A 15477-nucleotide genomic window follows, 5' to 3' on the forward strand; every position below is an offset into this window, starting at 1 on the left:
GAGTATCGAAAGACTTGACAGCGGCGCATTCGGAATGAATCTCAACGCGGCCCGCGAGTTGTTCTCGGCGGAAACCACGTCCCGATTGTTGCGGAACACAGCGCGCTTCCTCGTGCTTGGATCCCAGCATCCGGATCTGACGGTCAGGCAACTCGCCCAGATCGTTCGTGCCGGCGACGAGGGCCGGACCAAAGCTGACAACACCAAATCCGACAACAACGGCGGTGACATTCGCCGCTTCCAGCTGCCGCTCGAAGATTTCGACATCAGCGTGGCTCCGCTCTGGCGGGCGGCGATCGACCACGTCAGTCACGCCCTGTCGGGAGCAAGCCTCGCCCTGCGATTGGCGATCCGCGACAGCGGCGCCGGTGAACTGGTCGCCGAGACCGGCAATCCTGAGCTGCTGGATGCGATCAGGGAGAAGCTCACCGAGCTGGTCACTGCGTATCAGGCAAAAATTCCGATGGTCGTCGTCACGTCCACCCGGGCCGCGTCCGGATACAAGGACGACGAACTGGCGGCTGTCCTTGACGATCCGTTCTGGGAGGACTGGGTAGATCAGCTCGCCGATGCGACCGCCACTGTGCTGCCGCAGCGAGGCGACTCGGTGGCTTCGGAAGCATCAGAAGCGTCAAGTGTCACGGCTGGACGAGCGGCTCCCGCCGCGGACGGAACCTCTCTGCGGTCCGTTGTGCTGACGGCCGTGGCCAAGGCCTTGGCCGAGATCGCTGAAGGTGATCTGCTCGTGGAGTTCCATGAGTCCGACGGTCCCCTGATGACGCGTAGATTCCCCGTGCTGCTTGATGATGGTGATGTCATCGGGCTGAGCCCGGAGCGAGCGGCCGAGTATGCCTCGCTGGCCGGACACCCCCGGTTCAGCCGCTTCTTCGATGATCTTCCGATCCCGCAGATCCGTGTAGGTGTGTTCCGCAGCCACGCGGAGCTGGTCACCGAGCCCGCTGCGGGTGTCGGCGTACCAGAGGACGGACTCGACATCCGTGTCCTCATCGCGGGTCGTGAGCCCGGCGATTGCGTCGTCCGCGTCCGGGTGGAGTCGGCGGACACCGTTGATGTCGACACTGAGGCACTGGCCACCGCCATCGCCGAAGAGATTGCCGGAGCCGGCGTCCCTGCTCCCGGCCGCGAGCGTCGAGAGGCATTCACTCTGCGTCGCGCCGACCGGGTCACGTTGACGCCCGGCGAAGAGGAATCCATCCGAGCCCGCTACGGGCACGACGCCCAGATCCTTCCGCTTGCCCCCTTGCAGCGCGGATTGTTCTATCACCTGCTGCGGTCCCGGGAATCCGACGACCACAACACCTACGTCTCGCAGATCACCCGACAGGTCGCGGGAGATCTCGACCCCGGGCGGATGACGGCCTCCATCGCCAGTGCGATGGAGAGGTACCCCAATCTCCAGGCGGCGTTCGTCCCTCCCGGGGACGTGCAGGTGATCCCGTCCGGTGTCGAAGTCCCGGTACGGGTCATCCGCTTGGACGAGTGGGGTGGCCGCGGGGTCGATGTGGAGCAGTTCCTGGCGGCCGAGCGAGGTGAGCCGTTCGACTTCGAGGTCCCGCCGCTGATCCGGTTCACGCTGCTCGAACACGGCCACCAGGCGTGGACGTTGGTCATGAGTTTTGAACACATCCTGCTGGACGGCTGGTCCATCAACGCGCTGTTCGCCGAAATCCTCAGCATCTACGCCGATGACGGATACGTCGATCGCGTGCGACCGGCGTCTTTCCGCTCCTACCTGGACTGGGTCGACGACCAGGATCCCGCTACCGCCTATCGCGCCTGGGACGGCTACCTCGCGGAACTGCCTGGTCCGACGTTGCTGTGCCCTGAGTTCGTCGACCTCGGTGACGCACAGAGCGAGACCGGTGAGCTGCACCTCGATCTCAGCCCGGCAGAGGCCGCGATGGTGTTCAGCGCTGCACGAGACGCCAAGGTCACGGTGGGTACCTTGCTGCAGACCGCCTGGGGGATCGCGCTCAGCCGGCTCACCGGCAGCAACGACGTCGTATTCGGTAACACGGTTTCCGGTCGGCCGCCTTCGTTGCCCGACGCCGACCGAATCATCGGGCTGCTGTTCAACACGGTCCCGATGCGGGTGAGTCTGCCCCCGTTCGAAACGAATCGGCAGCTGCTCGCCCAGGTCCAGTCCGAGCAGCTGCGCGTCATCGACCATCCGCAAGCCGCTCTGACACAGATCCAGACCAATGCAGGCGTTCCTGTTCTGTTCGACACGCTGTTCGTGGTGCAGAACGTGCCGCTCGGCCAGGCCGCGGGGCAGGACACAGCCGGGTTGCAGGTCGTCGACGCGAAGGTCGATGACGCGACACACTACCCAGTGACGTTCGCGGTCGACCCGGAAGAACGCGACGGAGCGGCGACCGTGCACGTGCGCCTGTCCTACCGCCGGGACGTTTTCGATGCCCCGGCCGCGGAGCTGTTGCTCAAGCGCTACGTCCAGGTGCTCGTTTCCCTTACTCGCCGGCTTGACGAGCCCGTTGGTACGTTGTCCGCCCTGTTGCCGGGCGAGACTGCCCCGCATACAGGTATCGCCGCTGACCTCATCCGCGACATCGAACCTGTCACGGTCGCCGAGTTGCTGCACCGGCAGGTGCGGCTGTCCGGATCGGAGACGGCGCTTGTCGCCGGCGATCGTCGGTTCACCTTCGCGGAGTTCTTCGCCGAGGTGAACCGCTACGGCCGACTTCTGCTCGACGAGGGAGTGCGCCCAGAGCATCGGGTCGCGCTGCTGCTGCCGCGCGACGAGCGCACTGTCATCGCGATGTTCGCGGTGTTCGCCATTGGAGCCGCCTACGTCCCGGTGGACAGTGAACTGCCGGACGAACGGATCGGCTACATGATCGAGGTCGCTGAACCGACCGTCACTCTGGTGACCGATCGCGACGTGGATCGGCTCACCGGCGCCGTCGGCAAGGTGATCAACCTGGAATCCACGACGACGGTGGATCGCCTCGCGCAGACCGGAACAGCTCCGATCACGGCAGCGGAACGCGGCGGGGAGATCTCGCTCGACAACCTCGCGTACATCATCTTCACCTCGGGAACCACCGGACGGCCCAAGGGAGTCGCCGTCGGCTACCGCGGACTGACGAACATGTACGTCAACCACGTCGAGAAGATCTTCGATCGGGTGGTGGACCACCAGCGCGGGCGCCGTATGAAGATCGCGCACACGACGTCCTTCTCCTTCGACGCCTCGTGGGAGCAGCTGTTCTGGCTGCTGAACGGCCACGAGGTGCACGTCATCGACGAGGAGATGCGACGCGACCATCAGCGGCTGCTGGCGCACTACGACGAGGTCTGCATGGACGGGTTCGATGTGACCCCGTCCTACGGGCAACTGCTCGTCGAAGAAGGGCTGCTCGAGCGAGACCGGCCGGCCGGCCGGTCCGTGTCCTCCGATGCGCCCGGTGTCGTCTTCGTCTCCCTTGGCGGCGAGGCCGTCCCCGACCGGCTGTGGCAACAGCTGCGCGGCGCACCCGGAGTCGAGTCGTACAACCTCTACGGACCTACCGAGTACACCATCAACGCCCTCGGCGCCGACCTGGCCGACAGCACCGACTCGAGTGTCGGGACGCCGATCTTCAACACCCGGGCCTACATCCTCGACGAGAACCTGCAACCTGCCCTTCCGGGTGTCGCCGGCGAGCTCTACCTGGCCGGCGAAGGAACCGCGCGCGGATACTGGGGCCAGTCCGCGCTGACCGCCGAGCGTTTCGTCGCCTGCCCGTGGGAGCCGGCGGAACGCATGTATCGCACCGGAGATCTCGCCCGGTGGAACGAGGCCGGGATGATCGACTACCTCGGTCGCGCCGACGAACAGATCAAGATTCGCGGTTATCGCATCGAACCGGACGAGATCCGGGACGTGGTGCAGGAGTTCCCCGAGGTGACGCGCGCCGAAGTGGTCGCCTTCGAACACGCCACCGGGCTACAACTGGCCGCCTACTACCGCACGACCGCGGACCGCGACATCAGTGAGTCGCTGCGCAACCATCTGGCCAAGTACTTGCCCGACTACATGGTCCCGGCAGCCCTTGTCCCGGTGGAGTCCTTCCCCCTCACCCCGACCGGCAAGCTGGACCGCCGGGCGCTGCCCGCGGCTGACGTGGCCGCGTCCGGAGTCAGCGCGGGCCGGGCACTGGAGTCGGAGACGGAGCTGGCGGTGGCCGCGATCTTCCGTGCCGTGCTCGACCTCGACGAGGGACTGGTCCTGGGCGCCGCAAGCGACTTCTTCCGGCTGGGCGGGCATTCGCTCGCGGCAATGCGGCTCGCGTCGCAGATGAATCGCGCGTTCCCCGTGAACATAGCGATGCGGGACGTCATCACCGCTTCGACGATCGGCGAACTGAGTGCGGTGGTCGACAAGAAGACGCAGCCGGGCGCCGATGCCGAGGTCGACATCACCGCGATCGCGACCCGGTTCACCCAGTCCCTGAACGGCCGCACTCTGTTCTGCGCGCACCCGAAGTTCGGCGCCTCGTCCATGTACTCGGAATTGTCGGGATACCTCCCGGACGGGGTCGGGCTGGTCGGGATCGATGATCCGGCGATCATCGGCCTGGAGGTCGAGTTCGATGACCTCGACGACCTCGCCTCGACCTATGCCGACGTCATCCAGGGGCTGCAGCCGGCCGGACCGTACGAACTGCTGGGTTGGTCGTACGGCGCACACATCATGTTCGCCGTGGCGCGCCAGCTTCTCTCCCGAGGGGAACACGTGGGCCCCCTGGTGATCGTGGATGCCATGCCTGCCGGTTCGGAAAACTCGACGGAGCTCGTCGTACGACCGGGATCTGCCGAGTCGATGCGTGACGAAATGCTGAAAGCGTTCGGCGAGGAAGCGTTCAACGAGTTGCTCGCCGACGCGAAGCAACTCAAGGCTGTCGAGACGGCCGGCCGTCGTTGTGATGTCCTGACGTCCGCGCCGACGCGGGGCAGTCTCGACATCGAGACGCTCGTGATCGCGTCATCCGCGACTCACACGCCCCGAGTGGCGGAGCTGGGCCGCGAGGACACGCTGGGATGGGACGGTCACTTGACCAACTTCTCGTTCTTCGTCGCTGAGGACGAAGACCATCAGTCCGTCCTCGAACCCGGTTCCGGTCTGCTGAAGTGGGGCCCGCTGCTGACGAACTTGTTGGACGGCTGAGCGGATTTCGTGGTCTGGTGCAGTACGGCGAGCCGTACTGCACCAGACTCGGAGCCGATGAGCCGATGGCTCAGGTGATGGCGGCAGCGTCTTGCAGGCTGTCGAACAGGGCCGCGCGGCGCATGTAGGCGCGGGCGGTGTCGAACTTCTCGGCGGTGCGGCGCAGTTCGTCGAAGTTGTGCCGACGCACCTCGGGGTCGCGTTCCTCCAACAGCCGTTTGTTGGCGATCGTCTGGGCCTGTACGTAGTTCACCGCGGCATGGCGGCGCTGGCGGCTGTAAAGGTCGAGCAGGTCGTCGCCGGCCTCACCGGCGATCACCTTCGCGAGCTTCTCCGTCAGGTTGATGGCGTCATGGATGCCGCCGTTCATGCCCATGCCGCCGATCGGGTTGTTCACGTGCGCGCTGTCGCCGGCGAGCAGGATGCGCCCCTGACGGAAGGTCGCGGCCACGCGCTGACTGACTGGGTAGACGTTGCGGTACTCGACGTCGTACGAGCCGGTCTTCGGGAGGAACTTCTGCAGCCGCTGCTCGACGCGCGCCGGCGACAACGCGGTGGCGTCGTCCTCGTCGTGGCCGATCGGCAGAATCACTCGCCAGAGCCCGTCGGGCGTTTCTCCCCGCACCTTGAACACGTTGGCCCACTCATGGGGGTCGGAGAAGTAGTTGCGAAACGCCAGCTCCGGCTTGACGGTCTTGAGGTCGAAGCTGGTCGCGATCTTGATGAACCGCTCCGGATAGGTGAATCCCTCGAATTCGATGCCGGCGAACTTGCGCACCGTCGATCGGCCACCGTCACAGCCGACGACGTAGGCCGCCGCCATGCGTTCTGTGCCGGCGGGTGAGGTGTACTCCACCTCGATGCCGCTCGCGGTTTCGGTCAGACCGGTCAGCGTGTGGGAGAACCGCACGTCGAAGTCGGATTCGTTCGCGTATTCCGCGGCGATGGCAGCGGTCAGCTTGTACTGCTCGTACTGCAGTACGTACGGGAACCGGATCTCGTCCTTGAGCCGGCCGAGATCGAACTCCGCCACGAGCTCTCCGGTCGGCCGGTCGTGGAAGCGATAGGTGCTCGAGAGCAGACTGTGCGCCCGGATCTTCTCGGTGACGCCCAGGGCGTCGAGCATTTCAAGTGTGCTCGGATGAATGGTCGCCGCGCGCTGATCCTGCACCGGCGCCGGCTCGGACTCGAGAACGGTCACCGGGATACCGCGCCGATTCAGCGCCAGCGCGCAAACCATTCCGACGGGGCCCGCGCCCACGACGAGGACACGTGTGGTCTTGTTCGACATGCGTCTAGTTCAGCTCGCGCTGCAGGCGCTTGCTGACCTTGCCGACCGCGGTGTACGGGAACTCGTCGACGACCTCCACGACATCGGGGAGCTTGAACGTGGCGAGGCCCTTGTCGCGCAGGAACTGGCGCAGCTTGCCCAAGGTGAGCTCGGCCGCGCTCTCCGGCGTCCGGGGAATCAGGTACGCTTTGACACGTTCGCCGAGAACCTCGTCATCGACGCCGACGACGGAGACGTTGTGGACGCCGGCATGAGTGAGCAGCGCGTTCTCCAGCTCCTCGGGCGCGATCTTCTCGCCGCCCCGGTTGATCTGGTCCTTCGACCGTCCCACGACCCTGATGAAGCCGCGCTCGTCCCGCTCGACGATGTCACCGGTGCGGTAGAAACCGTCGCTGGTGAACGCCAGCGCGTTCTGCTCGGGGTTGCGGTAGTACCCGCGAATCACCGACGGCCCTCGGGTCAGCAGGTGGCCGGGTGCACCGGGTGGCACGTCGTTGCCCTCGTCGTCGATGACGATGCACTCGTCGGCCGCCGAGGCCGGCCGGCCCTGGTACCGCACGCTGGTGGCCCGATCGACGTCGGCGGGATTGCTGACGACGAGGCCCTCGCCCATTCCGAAGCTCTGCGACAGCTGCACGCCGAACTCCGGCTCGACCCGCGACGCCACGGACTCGGTCAGCTTCGCGCCGCCGCACATGAGAATCTTCAAGCTGGAGAGGTCATAGCGCTTGCGGAGTGAGGAGTTCAGCCAGGCCAGCAGGATCGGGGGCACCAGCGAAACGCGGGTCACCCCGTGCTTCTCGATCAGCGGGAACGCCGTATCGGGGCTGCCGTTCGGTGCGATCACGATGGTGGCGCCCACGCTGAACGCACCGAGGAATCCGGGCGAACGCGTCGACATGCTGTGGCAGATCGGAATGACCAGCAGATGCACGGTCTGCTCGGTGATGCCGCGTTCCCCAACGCTTCGCCGCAGTGCGTAGCCATACGTCTGGTGAGTGTGCGGCATCAGCTTCGGAACGCCCGTCGTGCCGCCCGACATCTGCAGCAGAGCGACGTCCTGTGGGCTGCACCGTCGCGCGTGCTCGAGCGATCCCTTCGACTGCAACGCCTTGTACTCAGCGCCGCCGCCATCACGTTCGAGCACTACGGTGTGCTCCAGATGGGGCCAACGCTGCTTCAGGTCGGCGGCCATCGCGGCGAGATCGGTGCCGCTGTCCGAGTCGACCGTGATGTAGGCACGCGCCTCGGTGATCTCGACGAAGTGCTCGATCTCGGCACGACGGTGCGCGATGGGAGCGACGACGGGAACCGCCCCGAGCTCCCACAAGGCGAAGACGAAGGCAATGTACTCATAGATGTTGGGCAGGTGTACCACCACCCGGTCGCCACGGCTCAGCCCCAGATCCTGCAGACCGGCAGCGAGGCGCAGGACCTCGTCCGTGAGCTGTGCGTAGCTCAACTCGGCTTTGCGGTCGATGACGGCGAGTTTGCCGGGACAGCGCTCCGCGGTGGCGAACAACAGCTCCGGCAGCGTCTGATCGCGCCAGTACCCCTCGGCGACGTACTTGGCTGCCGTCTCCGACGGAAACGGAACGACCCCGTCAAGGGCCAACGGTTCGATGCTCACTTGGTTTCCCTTCGAGGAGCTGCATCCCAGCCCAGAGAGGGTAGGCTACCCTAACTCCACGATCGGCGGTGCTGGATCCGGCCCGCCAGGGGACGCGCACAGTGTCGATCCGCGGAGCCGACCGAGGCGGCCCGCGGCGCGCGGGATGCCGTCGGATTGGGTGAGGGTCGGCAGTCCTCCGGATCGTCACTCGTCGTGACTGCTGCACGTCGTCAGACGGGCACGGACAACGCGTCGCCGTGTCTCCGACGGGGGCCACCGTCTCGCACTCCCCGGCGCGCGCCGCGGTCGATGCGCGTGGCCGTCGGCCAATGCACCCGGCCCGTGTGTCCCCCTTCTGGGCGCGGTGGTCGCGGACTGCCAGGCTGATGTACTCCGCAGACGCGCCCGGGGGAACCCGCCCCGGCGGACACCGGATGCGAGGACCTCCAGGAGGCGCCGTGAAGTCCGTGAAGCGGTATTCCCTTGTCGCCGTCGTCTCGGGGACGGCGGCCTTCGCCCTGGTGCTGGCGTCCGCGCCGACGGCGACCGCGGACTCCCTGCCGTGCACGCCCCAGACGCTGGGGAACTGTCCGGCACCGGGGACGTACGCCCCCGGCGGTGACGGGGTCGTCCGCGTGGAGCCCGACTGGAGTCTGCACTGGTCGTGGTCGGTGGTGGAGAAGCCGCCGTCCGGCCAGGTGCCGCAGTACCTCCACGTATACGTCACCTACCGCAACGACAGCGACCGCGTCCTGTACTTCACCTGCCGGGGCTGGGAGGACCCCAAGCTGTCCAAGGAGTGGTTCCTGCGCGACGGCCGGAAGATCGGGTACGTCGCCGCCGACGCGACCCTGTGCAGCACCCACCCCGAGACCGACTTCACCCTGGGGCCGGGGCGCAGCTTCGTCTCCTGGGCGACGTTCCACAACGTTCCGTGGAAGGGCGACCGGATCTCCGTCGAGTGGGGACGCCTGGGCAGCAGCAGGTACCTGGATCCCTACTGGCCGCTCAACCGATGAGCGCTCGTCACCCCTTCACCGCGCCGGAGGTGAGTCCCTGGACGATGTAACGGCTGGCGAAGGCGAAGAGCAGCATCGTGGGTGCGATGGTGAGGACCGCCGCCGCCGACATCGAGCCCCAGTCGATGTTGAAGCTGGAGATGAAGCCGTTCAGTGCCGTGGGGACGGTCTTGTTGGCGTCGCTGTTCATCAGGGTCACCGACAGGAACAGCTCGTTCCAGCAGTTGACGAAGTTGAAGATGAACGCGGCGATGATGCCGGGCTGCATGACCGGCAGCAGCACCCGGAAGAGCGCCCCGAGCCGTGAGCAGCCGTCGATCATCGCGGCCTCCTCCAGCGCGTCCGGCACGTTCTCGAAGAAGCCGCGGAGCATCACCGTGCAGAAGGGGATGCAGACCGCGACGTACACGAGGGTCAACCCGAACCGGTTGTCGACGAGTTGGAGTTCCGTCATCAGCATGTACAGCGGCCCGAGCGCGATGAAGGACGGGATCATCTGGGTGACCAGCGCCGCCATCAGGAGCGCGGTCTTGCTCCGGAACTCGAAGCGCGCAAGGACGTATGCCGACAGGAGGGAGATGACGGTCGCCACCACGCCGGCGACCGTCGCGATGACCAGGCTGTTGGTGAGGTAGACGCCGAACTGTGCCTTGCTGAACAGGCCGGTGTAGTTGGCGAGCGAGAAGTGCTCGGGCCAGTAGGCGATCGAGGGGCTGAAGATCGTCCCGGGGCTCTTGAGCGAGGTGATGGTGATCCAGTACAGCGGGAAGACCGTGACGATCAGCCAGCCCGTCAGGAACGTGACGCGGACGGCGCGTCCGGCGGTGGACTCCTTGTTGATCATGACGTCTTTCCGTTCCGCTCCCGGGTGGCCGTGAGGTAGAAGACCGAGAAGACCATCAGCATGGCGACGACGATCAGCCCGACCGCCGAGGCCTTCCCGTAGTCGCCCTGCTGGGTGATGGAGATCATCCAAGTGGTCACGATGTGCGTCTCGTTGGACGGGCCGCCGCCGGTCATGCCGAAGATGATGTCGGGGAAGTTGAAGATCCAGATGACCCGGAGAAGGACCGTCAGTGCCAGCGTCGCGCGGATGGACGGGATGGTGATCTGGAAGAGGGTACGGACCTTTCCGGCGCCGTCGAGCGCCGCCGCCTCGTAGATCTCGTCGGGGATCGACTGCAGCGCGGCCAGGATCATGATGGTGAAGAAGGTGACCCCGTACCAGATGTTGGCGATGACGACGGCGGTCATCGCGGTCTTCGGGTCGGCCAGCCACGGGATCGGGGTGTCGATCAAGTGGGCTTTTTCCAGCAGGTCGTTGACGACCCCGAACTCGCTGTTGAACATCCAGCGGAACAGGATGCCGATCAGGAACCCGGAGATCGCCCACGGGAAGAAGATCAGCGCCTGATAGAGCCCACGGAGGCGGAACTTGCGGCGCAGCCACAGGGCGATGGCAAAGCCGATGACGAACTGGGGCACGATCGAACCGACCACCCAGACCGCGGTGTTGCCGAGGACCGTGTAGAAGACCGGGTCGTCCAGGATGCCCTTGAAGTTCTTGAGGCCGACCCAGGAGGTGTCCGTGAGGTCGTTCAAGTTCCAGTTGCGGAAGGCCATTTGACCGCCCGCGATCATGGGGTAGTAGACGAACACCGCGACGAACAGGGCGGCCGGCGCCATGAACGCCGCGATGCTCAGGCCCCGGCGGCCGGTGAAGACCGGCCTGCGCGGGCGCGGCGCGGGCGCCGAGGTCTTCGCGGGTGGCGGGGCCACCTGCCGGGGCCCCGCGTCGGTGGTTGAGGGATTCACGTCCGGCCTTCCCGCCAGCCCTACTGGCTCTTCCACTTCTCGGTCCAGTAGGTGTCCCAGCCAGCCAGGAGCTCCTTGGGCGTCATCTTGCCCAGCAGCACCTTCTGGATCTCGGAGTCGGACTTCTGGATCCACTCGGTCCACCAGGAGGAGTTACGGGGCTGGGTGACCGTGATGTACGTGTCCGGGTTCTCGGTCATCTTCACGTAGCTCGCCCAGGCGCCCGTCTTGTAGAACGTGTCGGCGGCGGAGCTCTTGAGGATGGGCACCAGGCTGTTTTTCTTGTCGAAGGTGGTGGCCGCGTCGCCCTCGGAGAGGAACTTGACCAGCTTGACCGCCTCCGCCTTGTGCTTGCTGCCGGACGCGATGCCCCAGCCCGCGGTCGCCACCGGCTGAACGGCCTTGCCGCTGGGGCCGGTCAGCAGCGGGGCCGTATTCCATTGCTCCGTGGTGATCGACTTCGACTCCGCCACCGTGGCGATCACTTCGGGGTCCTGGAGGAGGAAGGCCGTCGAGCCGTTGGAGAAGCCCTCGACCATCTCCGGGTAGCCCCAGGCGACGGACGACGGCGGCGACGCCTTCTTGAAGAGCTTGAAGTACGTCTCCAGGGCGGTGAGCGCCTCCGGTGCCGAGAAGATCGTCTTCCCGTCGGTCAGTTTGAACCCGTTGTCCCGGTCGATCTTGTCGGCAACATACGCCTCGATGACCGCTACGGCGTTGCTGTTGGCGTTCGTTCCGCCGCGGAAGGCGTAGCCGTACCGTCGCTTGTCGGGGTCCTGGATGGCGGTGGCCTGCTTCAGCAGGTCGTCCCAGCTCGCGGGCGGGGCGCTGAAGCCGGCCTCGGAGACCAGGTCGGTGCGGTAGTAGAGGCTGAGGCCGTAGAAGCCGTACGGGATGTAGTACGTCCGGTTCTTGGAGTCCTTCGAGTACTTGACAGCGTTGTCGGTCAGCGCGTCCCAGCCGCTCCAGCCCTTGAGGGGCTTGCTCATGTCGTAGAGCCAGCCGTTGGTCGACCACGGCCCGGCCGTGATGTCCCGGACCTCCATGGTGTCGATGCCGCTGCCGGACTGGAGCATCTGCTGGATCTTCTGGTCCGCCTGTTCGGTGGGCGGGGAGATCAGGTCGACCTTGATCTTGGGGTTCTGCTTCTCGAACTGGCCGATGAGGGTCTTCAGTACGGCCGTACGGGCCGGGTTGGTGAGGCTCTCGACCATGTGGAGCGTGACGGTTCCGTCGCTCGTGCCGGAGCCGCCGCCGACGGCACAGCCCGACGCCGTCAACGCGGTGGCGAGCCCGAGGGCGACCGCTGCTGCCTTTCTGCTGCTCAACACTGTGCTCTCCCAGTTCCGGGGGGTCTGTGATGGATCTGATGGATCTGATGGATCACTGCGATGTGAGGTGTGCGTCGTGCTGGGTGCGGGCCCATGCACCGAGCACCGGAACGCAGTGCTCGGCGAAGTACTCGAAGTCGGCGGCCGTGTTGTACACGTGCGTCGACAGCCGGAGGTAACCGATGCCTCCGAAGCTGGTGAAGGCGGCCTCGACGCCCAGTTCGGCGGCGACGCGGTCGCGCAGGGCGTCGGCGGCGGCGTGCGTGGTGCCGAGGCCCTCGGGTAGCCGGACCAGGCGCAGCGCGTTGACCGGCATGCCGACGTCAACTGAGCTGCCCTCCCCCGTGAGTTCGGCGAAGGCGTCGCCGACGATCCGTTCCGCGTAGTCGGCCAGCGTCCGCATGTAGGCGCGTGCCGTGTCCCAGCCCCAGGTGTCCTCGACGAAGCCGAGGGCGGTCGGCGCGGCGAGGTAGCTCGTGACGTCGACGGTGCCCTGGGTGTCGAAGCGGGCGGGGTACGGCTCCGGGGCGCCCCACGAGTCGATCAGCGGGTGGAGGTCGTCGCGGAGCGGACCGCGGGCGACCAGGGCCGCCGTACCGCGGGGCGAGCAGCCGAACTTGTGGAGGTTGCCGACCCACACGTCGCAGTCCAGTCCCGCGAGCGGATCCTCGGCCAGTCCTGGCACATGTGCGCCGTCCACCAGCAGCGGGATGCCGCGTTCACGCGCCACGCGTCCGATCCGCTCCACCGGCATCCAACGGGCGGTCGCCGAGGTGATGTGGTCGAGGACGATCAGGCCCGTCGCGTCGGTGATCCCGGCGAGGATCGCCTCGTACGCACGGTCCTCGTCCGCGTCGAGCGGAACGTGCGCGGTACGGACGGTGCCGCCCCAGCGCCGCGCCAGCCGCTGCGCGCCCATGGTGACGGCGCCGTAGCCGTGGTCGGTCACGAGGACCTCGCCGCCCGGCCTCGCCGGTACGTTCGTGTAGACGACGCTCGCGCCGCCGCTGGCGTTCGGCACGAGGGCGAGGTCGTCGACGGCGACCCGCAGGAACGCGGCGACCTCGGTCCGGGCGGCCGCGACCCGGGCCGACAGTCCCGGGAACCACACGCCCGGCGAGCGGTCCATCTCCGCCCGCAGCCGGTTCTGCTCCTGCTGTGCGACGACCGGAACCGCCCCGAACGACCCGTGGTTGACGTGCTTGTGCGCGGGGTCCAGCGACCAGGCCTCGGCTGCCGGTCTTCCGTCGGCGAGCAGCAGGGGGCTCGGCGCGGTGGTGACAGTGCTGACATCCAGCTCGCTCACGTATGACTCACGATCTCCCTGGCCCCACGACGGCAGGCCCACACATCGGACGGCGATGAAAATAGGTCAGATGACTTGCGGCGCATCGTGGCATCGACACCCTGGGACAGGCAAGAGTCCGGGGGTGCCGACATCAGACGGTCACGCGCTACAGAGGGGCGATCCGCACCCGTATCGCATCCTTGAGCACCCAAGAAATGCCCTCTTACCTGCAAAGATGTCGATGGATGGGACTCGGTGGCACAATCCGCGAGGCGGCGTGCGACTTGATGGCGTCGTGACCGACCGATTACGTCCTCGAAATAAGTCATTGGATGACTTGAGGGGAGATGCCGTAACTCATCAGATGACTCTGTATGCTGCCGAAGGCCGAGCGAAGCGGCCGAGTCCTCAGGAGGGGAAGAATGTCCGCAGTTGACCAGGCGTTCCACGGACTACGGCACATGATCTCCACCGGCCGCCTGGTGGCCGGGCAGCGCATCCCGCCGGAGGGCGAGCTGTGCGAGGAACTGGGCGTCTCCCGGGGCTCCTTGCGCGAGGCCGTACGAATGCTCGCGGCCCTGCGGGTCATAGAGCCCCGGCACGGCTCGGGCACCTATGTCTCACAGCTGCGGCCGGAGGACATCGTGGGCAGCCTGTCGCTCACGGTCGATCTGCTGCCGCTCGCCGGGCTGCTGGAGATGTACGAGATCCGGCGGATCCTGGAGTCCCATGCGGCGGCGCAGGCGGCGGCCCGGATGACCCCCGAGACACTGAAGTCGATCTTCGAGCACATCGAGGCGATGGAGGCGACCGAGGACCCGGAGCGGGTCTCCGCCCTCGACCAGAGCTTCCACGCGGAGATCGCCCGCGTCGGCGGCAACCCCACGCTCGGCTCACTGCTCGGGGTGTTCCGGGCCCGGTCCCGCGCCTATCAGGTGTTCACGCTTCCCGACGGCCCGCACATCAAGCGCGCCAGCGACGAGGACCACCGCGCGATCGCCACGGCACTCGCCAACCGCGATCCCGTCGCCGCCTCGGGCGCGGCCGCGGCCCACGTGGCCCATACGGAGAAATGGCTCACGGTCTTCCTGCAGCAGCAGCCGCCGGCCGCCGGCGGTGACGCGGGTGCCCAGGAATAGCTGTCCCGGTCCGCGTTGTCCGGTGGTCGCCGCCGTGGCCGGGGCAGCGCGCGGTGCTGTTCATTCGGACTGTCCCTCGGGCCGGTCATGGCTGGTGACCAGGTGTTCCAGGCGGTCGAACCGGTCGTGCAGGGCGCGGGCGGTGTCCTCGCACAGTTCGTGGGCGGTGTGCGCAAGACGATGCCGGCGTTTCTCCTCCCGGCCGACGAACCAGGTGGCGAGGGCCGCGGTGACCATGCCGTACGTGGTGATGCCGACGACCATCACCACGGCGCCGACGATCCGGCCCCAGAGGGTCACCGGGTAGAAGTCTCCGTATCCGACGGTCGTGGCCGTCTCGACCGACCACCACAGGGCCTTCGGGTACGACGTCAGGTTGGCGCCCCTGGCCCCCTCCTCGGCGGTCACGACCGCCCACGAGCCGAGGAGCATCACCGCTCCGAGGGCCGCCGTGGCGCCGCCCGCCGCCTTCAGATGCAGCGAGCGGCCCTCACGGCCGAGGAGGAACTCGACCGTCCGGGTCCAGAACTGGGGCAGCATGCCCCGGATCCTGCGGGACGGACGGCGCGCGGGCCGTGCGGGCGCGCGGCGGGGGCGGGCGTGTCATTCCATCGGCCGGTGGCGGGCCGCGTCGGTAGGGGCGGAGAAGGAGGCCCGCGCGGGCTCGGGGCGGCGCTGCTTTCCTCGCCCCCGCCGCCCCTACCCATTCCCATCCCCAGGAGCTCCGCCCCTTCGACCCCACCAGGGGGCACAGCCCCCTGGACCCCCGGCGGGGACTGCGTCCCCTGCACCCC

The 15477-nt window shown here is 67.0% G+C and carries 10 protein-coding genes; 3 read left to right on the forward strand and 7 right to left on the reverse strand.

Going from position 1 to position 15477, the window contains the following annotated elements; genetic code table 11:
- Positions 1-34: 34 nt before the first annotated feature.
- Positions 35-5188: an amino acid adenylation domain-containing protein gene (locus tag ACWCRB_RS44485; protein ID WP_451001513.1), complete on the forward strand. Its 5154-nt coding sequence runs from the start codon at positions 35-37 to the stop codon at positions 5186-5188.
- Positions 5189-5258: 70 nt separating this feature from the next.
- Here ACWCRB_RS44485 and ACWCRB_RS44490 read toward each other — a convergent pair whose 3' ends face one another.
- Positions 5259-6479, reverse strand: a complete 1221-nt coding sequence (locus ACWCRB_RS44490) for an FAD-dependent oxidoreductase (RefSeq protein WP_451001514.1) — start codon at positions 6477-6479, stop codon at positions 5259-5261.
- A gap of 4 nt (positions 6480-6483) precedes the next feature.
- Entirely contained in the window at positions 6484-8109 is a 1626-nt protein-coding gene (locus tag ACWCRB_RS44495) for a (2,3-dihydroxybenzoyl)adenylate synthase (RefSeq protein ID WP_451001515.1), read from the reverse strand.
- 440 nt (positions 8110-8549) lie between these two features.
- Here ACWCRB_RS44495 and ACWCRB_RS44500 point away from each other — a divergent pair, with 440 nt between their 5' ends.
- Positions 8550-9110 carry a hypothetical protein gene (locus ACWCRB_RS44500; RefSeq protein WP_451001516.1) on the forward strand — a complete coding sequence of 187 codons (561 nt, stop codon included), beginning with the start codon at positions 8550-8552 and terminating at the stop codon, positions 9108-9110.
- Positions 9111-9117: 7 nt separating this feature from the next.
- Here the strand turns inward: ACWCRB_RS44500 and ACWCRB_RS44505 are convergent, their stop codons facing one another.
- From ACWCRB_RS44505 to ACWCRB_RS44520, 4 genes are read right to left on the reverse strand one after another with little or no spacing between them, the layout of a single operon-like run.
- Positions 9118-9954: a carbohydrate ABC transporter permease gene (locus ACWCRB_RS44505; protein ID WP_451001517.1), complete on the reverse strand. Its 837-nt coding sequence runs from the start codon at positions 9952-9954 to the stop codon at positions 9118-9120.
- Positions 9951-10889: a carbohydrate ABC transporter permease gene (locus tag ACWCRB_RS44510; RefSeq protein WP_451001522.1), complete on the reverse strand. Its 939-nt coding sequence runs from the start codon at positions 10887-10889 to the stop codon at positions 9951-9953. Before ACWCRB_RS44510 ends, ACWCRB_RS44505 begins: the two co-directional genes overlap by 4 nt.
- A gap of 56 nt (positions 10890-10945) precedes the next feature.
- Complete coding sequence (locus tag ACWCRB_RS44515) at positions 10946-12253, reverse strand: ABC transporter substrate-binding protein (RefSeq protein WP_451001518.1); 1308 nt, start codon at positions 12251-12253, stop codon at positions 10946-10948.
- Between the two features lie 55 nt (positions 12254-12308).
- Positions 12309-13562 (reverse strand): aminotransferase class V-fold PLP-dependent enzyme, encoded by a 1254-nt coding sequence (locus ACWCRB_RS44520; RefSeq protein WP_451001519.1) that lies wholly within the window; start codon positions 13560-13562, stop codon positions 12309-12311.
- A 404-nt stretch (positions 13563-13966) separates the two neighbouring features.
- Between ACWCRB_RS44520 and ACWCRB_RS44525 the strand changes: the two genes are divergently transcribed.
- A complete protein-coding gene (locus ACWCRB_RS44525; RefSeq protein WP_451001520.1) occupies positions 13967-14683 on the forward strand; it encodes a FadR/GntR family transcriptional regulator in 717 nt (238 codons plus the stop codon).
- A gap of 60 nt (positions 14684-14743) precedes the next feature.
- Here the strand turns inward: ACWCRB_RS44525 and ACWCRB_RS44530 are convergent, their stop codons facing one another.
- Complete coding sequence (locus ACWCRB_RS44530) at positions 14744-15223, reverse strand: potassium channel family protein (RefSeq protein WP_451001521.1); 480 nt, start codon at positions 15221-15223, stop codon at positions 14744-14746.
- Positions 15224-15477: the final 254 nt, after the last annotated feature.

Source organism: Streptomyces sp. NPDC002156, from assembly GCF_053593675.1.

Coding starts and splice junctions, on each gene's coding strand:
- ACWCRB_RS44525 (WP_451001520.1), top strand. CDS start 13,967: ATGTCCGCAGTTGACCAGGCGTTCCACGGACTACGGCACATGATCTCC.
- ACWCRB_RS44530 (WP_451001521.1), bottom strand. CDS start 15,223: ATGCTGCCCCAGTTCTGGACCCGGACGGTCGAGTTCCTCCTCGGCCGT.
- ACWCRB_RS44485 (WP_451001513.1), top strand. CDS start 35: ATGAATCTCAACGCGGCCCGCGAGTTGTTCTCGGCGGAAACCACGTCC.
- ACWCRB_RS44505 (WP_451001517.1), bottom strand. CDS start 9,954: ATGATCAACAAGGAGTCCACCGCCGGACGCGCCGTCCGCGTCACGTTC.
- ACWCRB_RS44490 (WP_451001514.1), bottom strand. CDS start 6,479: ATGTCGAACAAGACCACACGTGTCCTCGTCGTGGGCGCGGGCCCCGTC.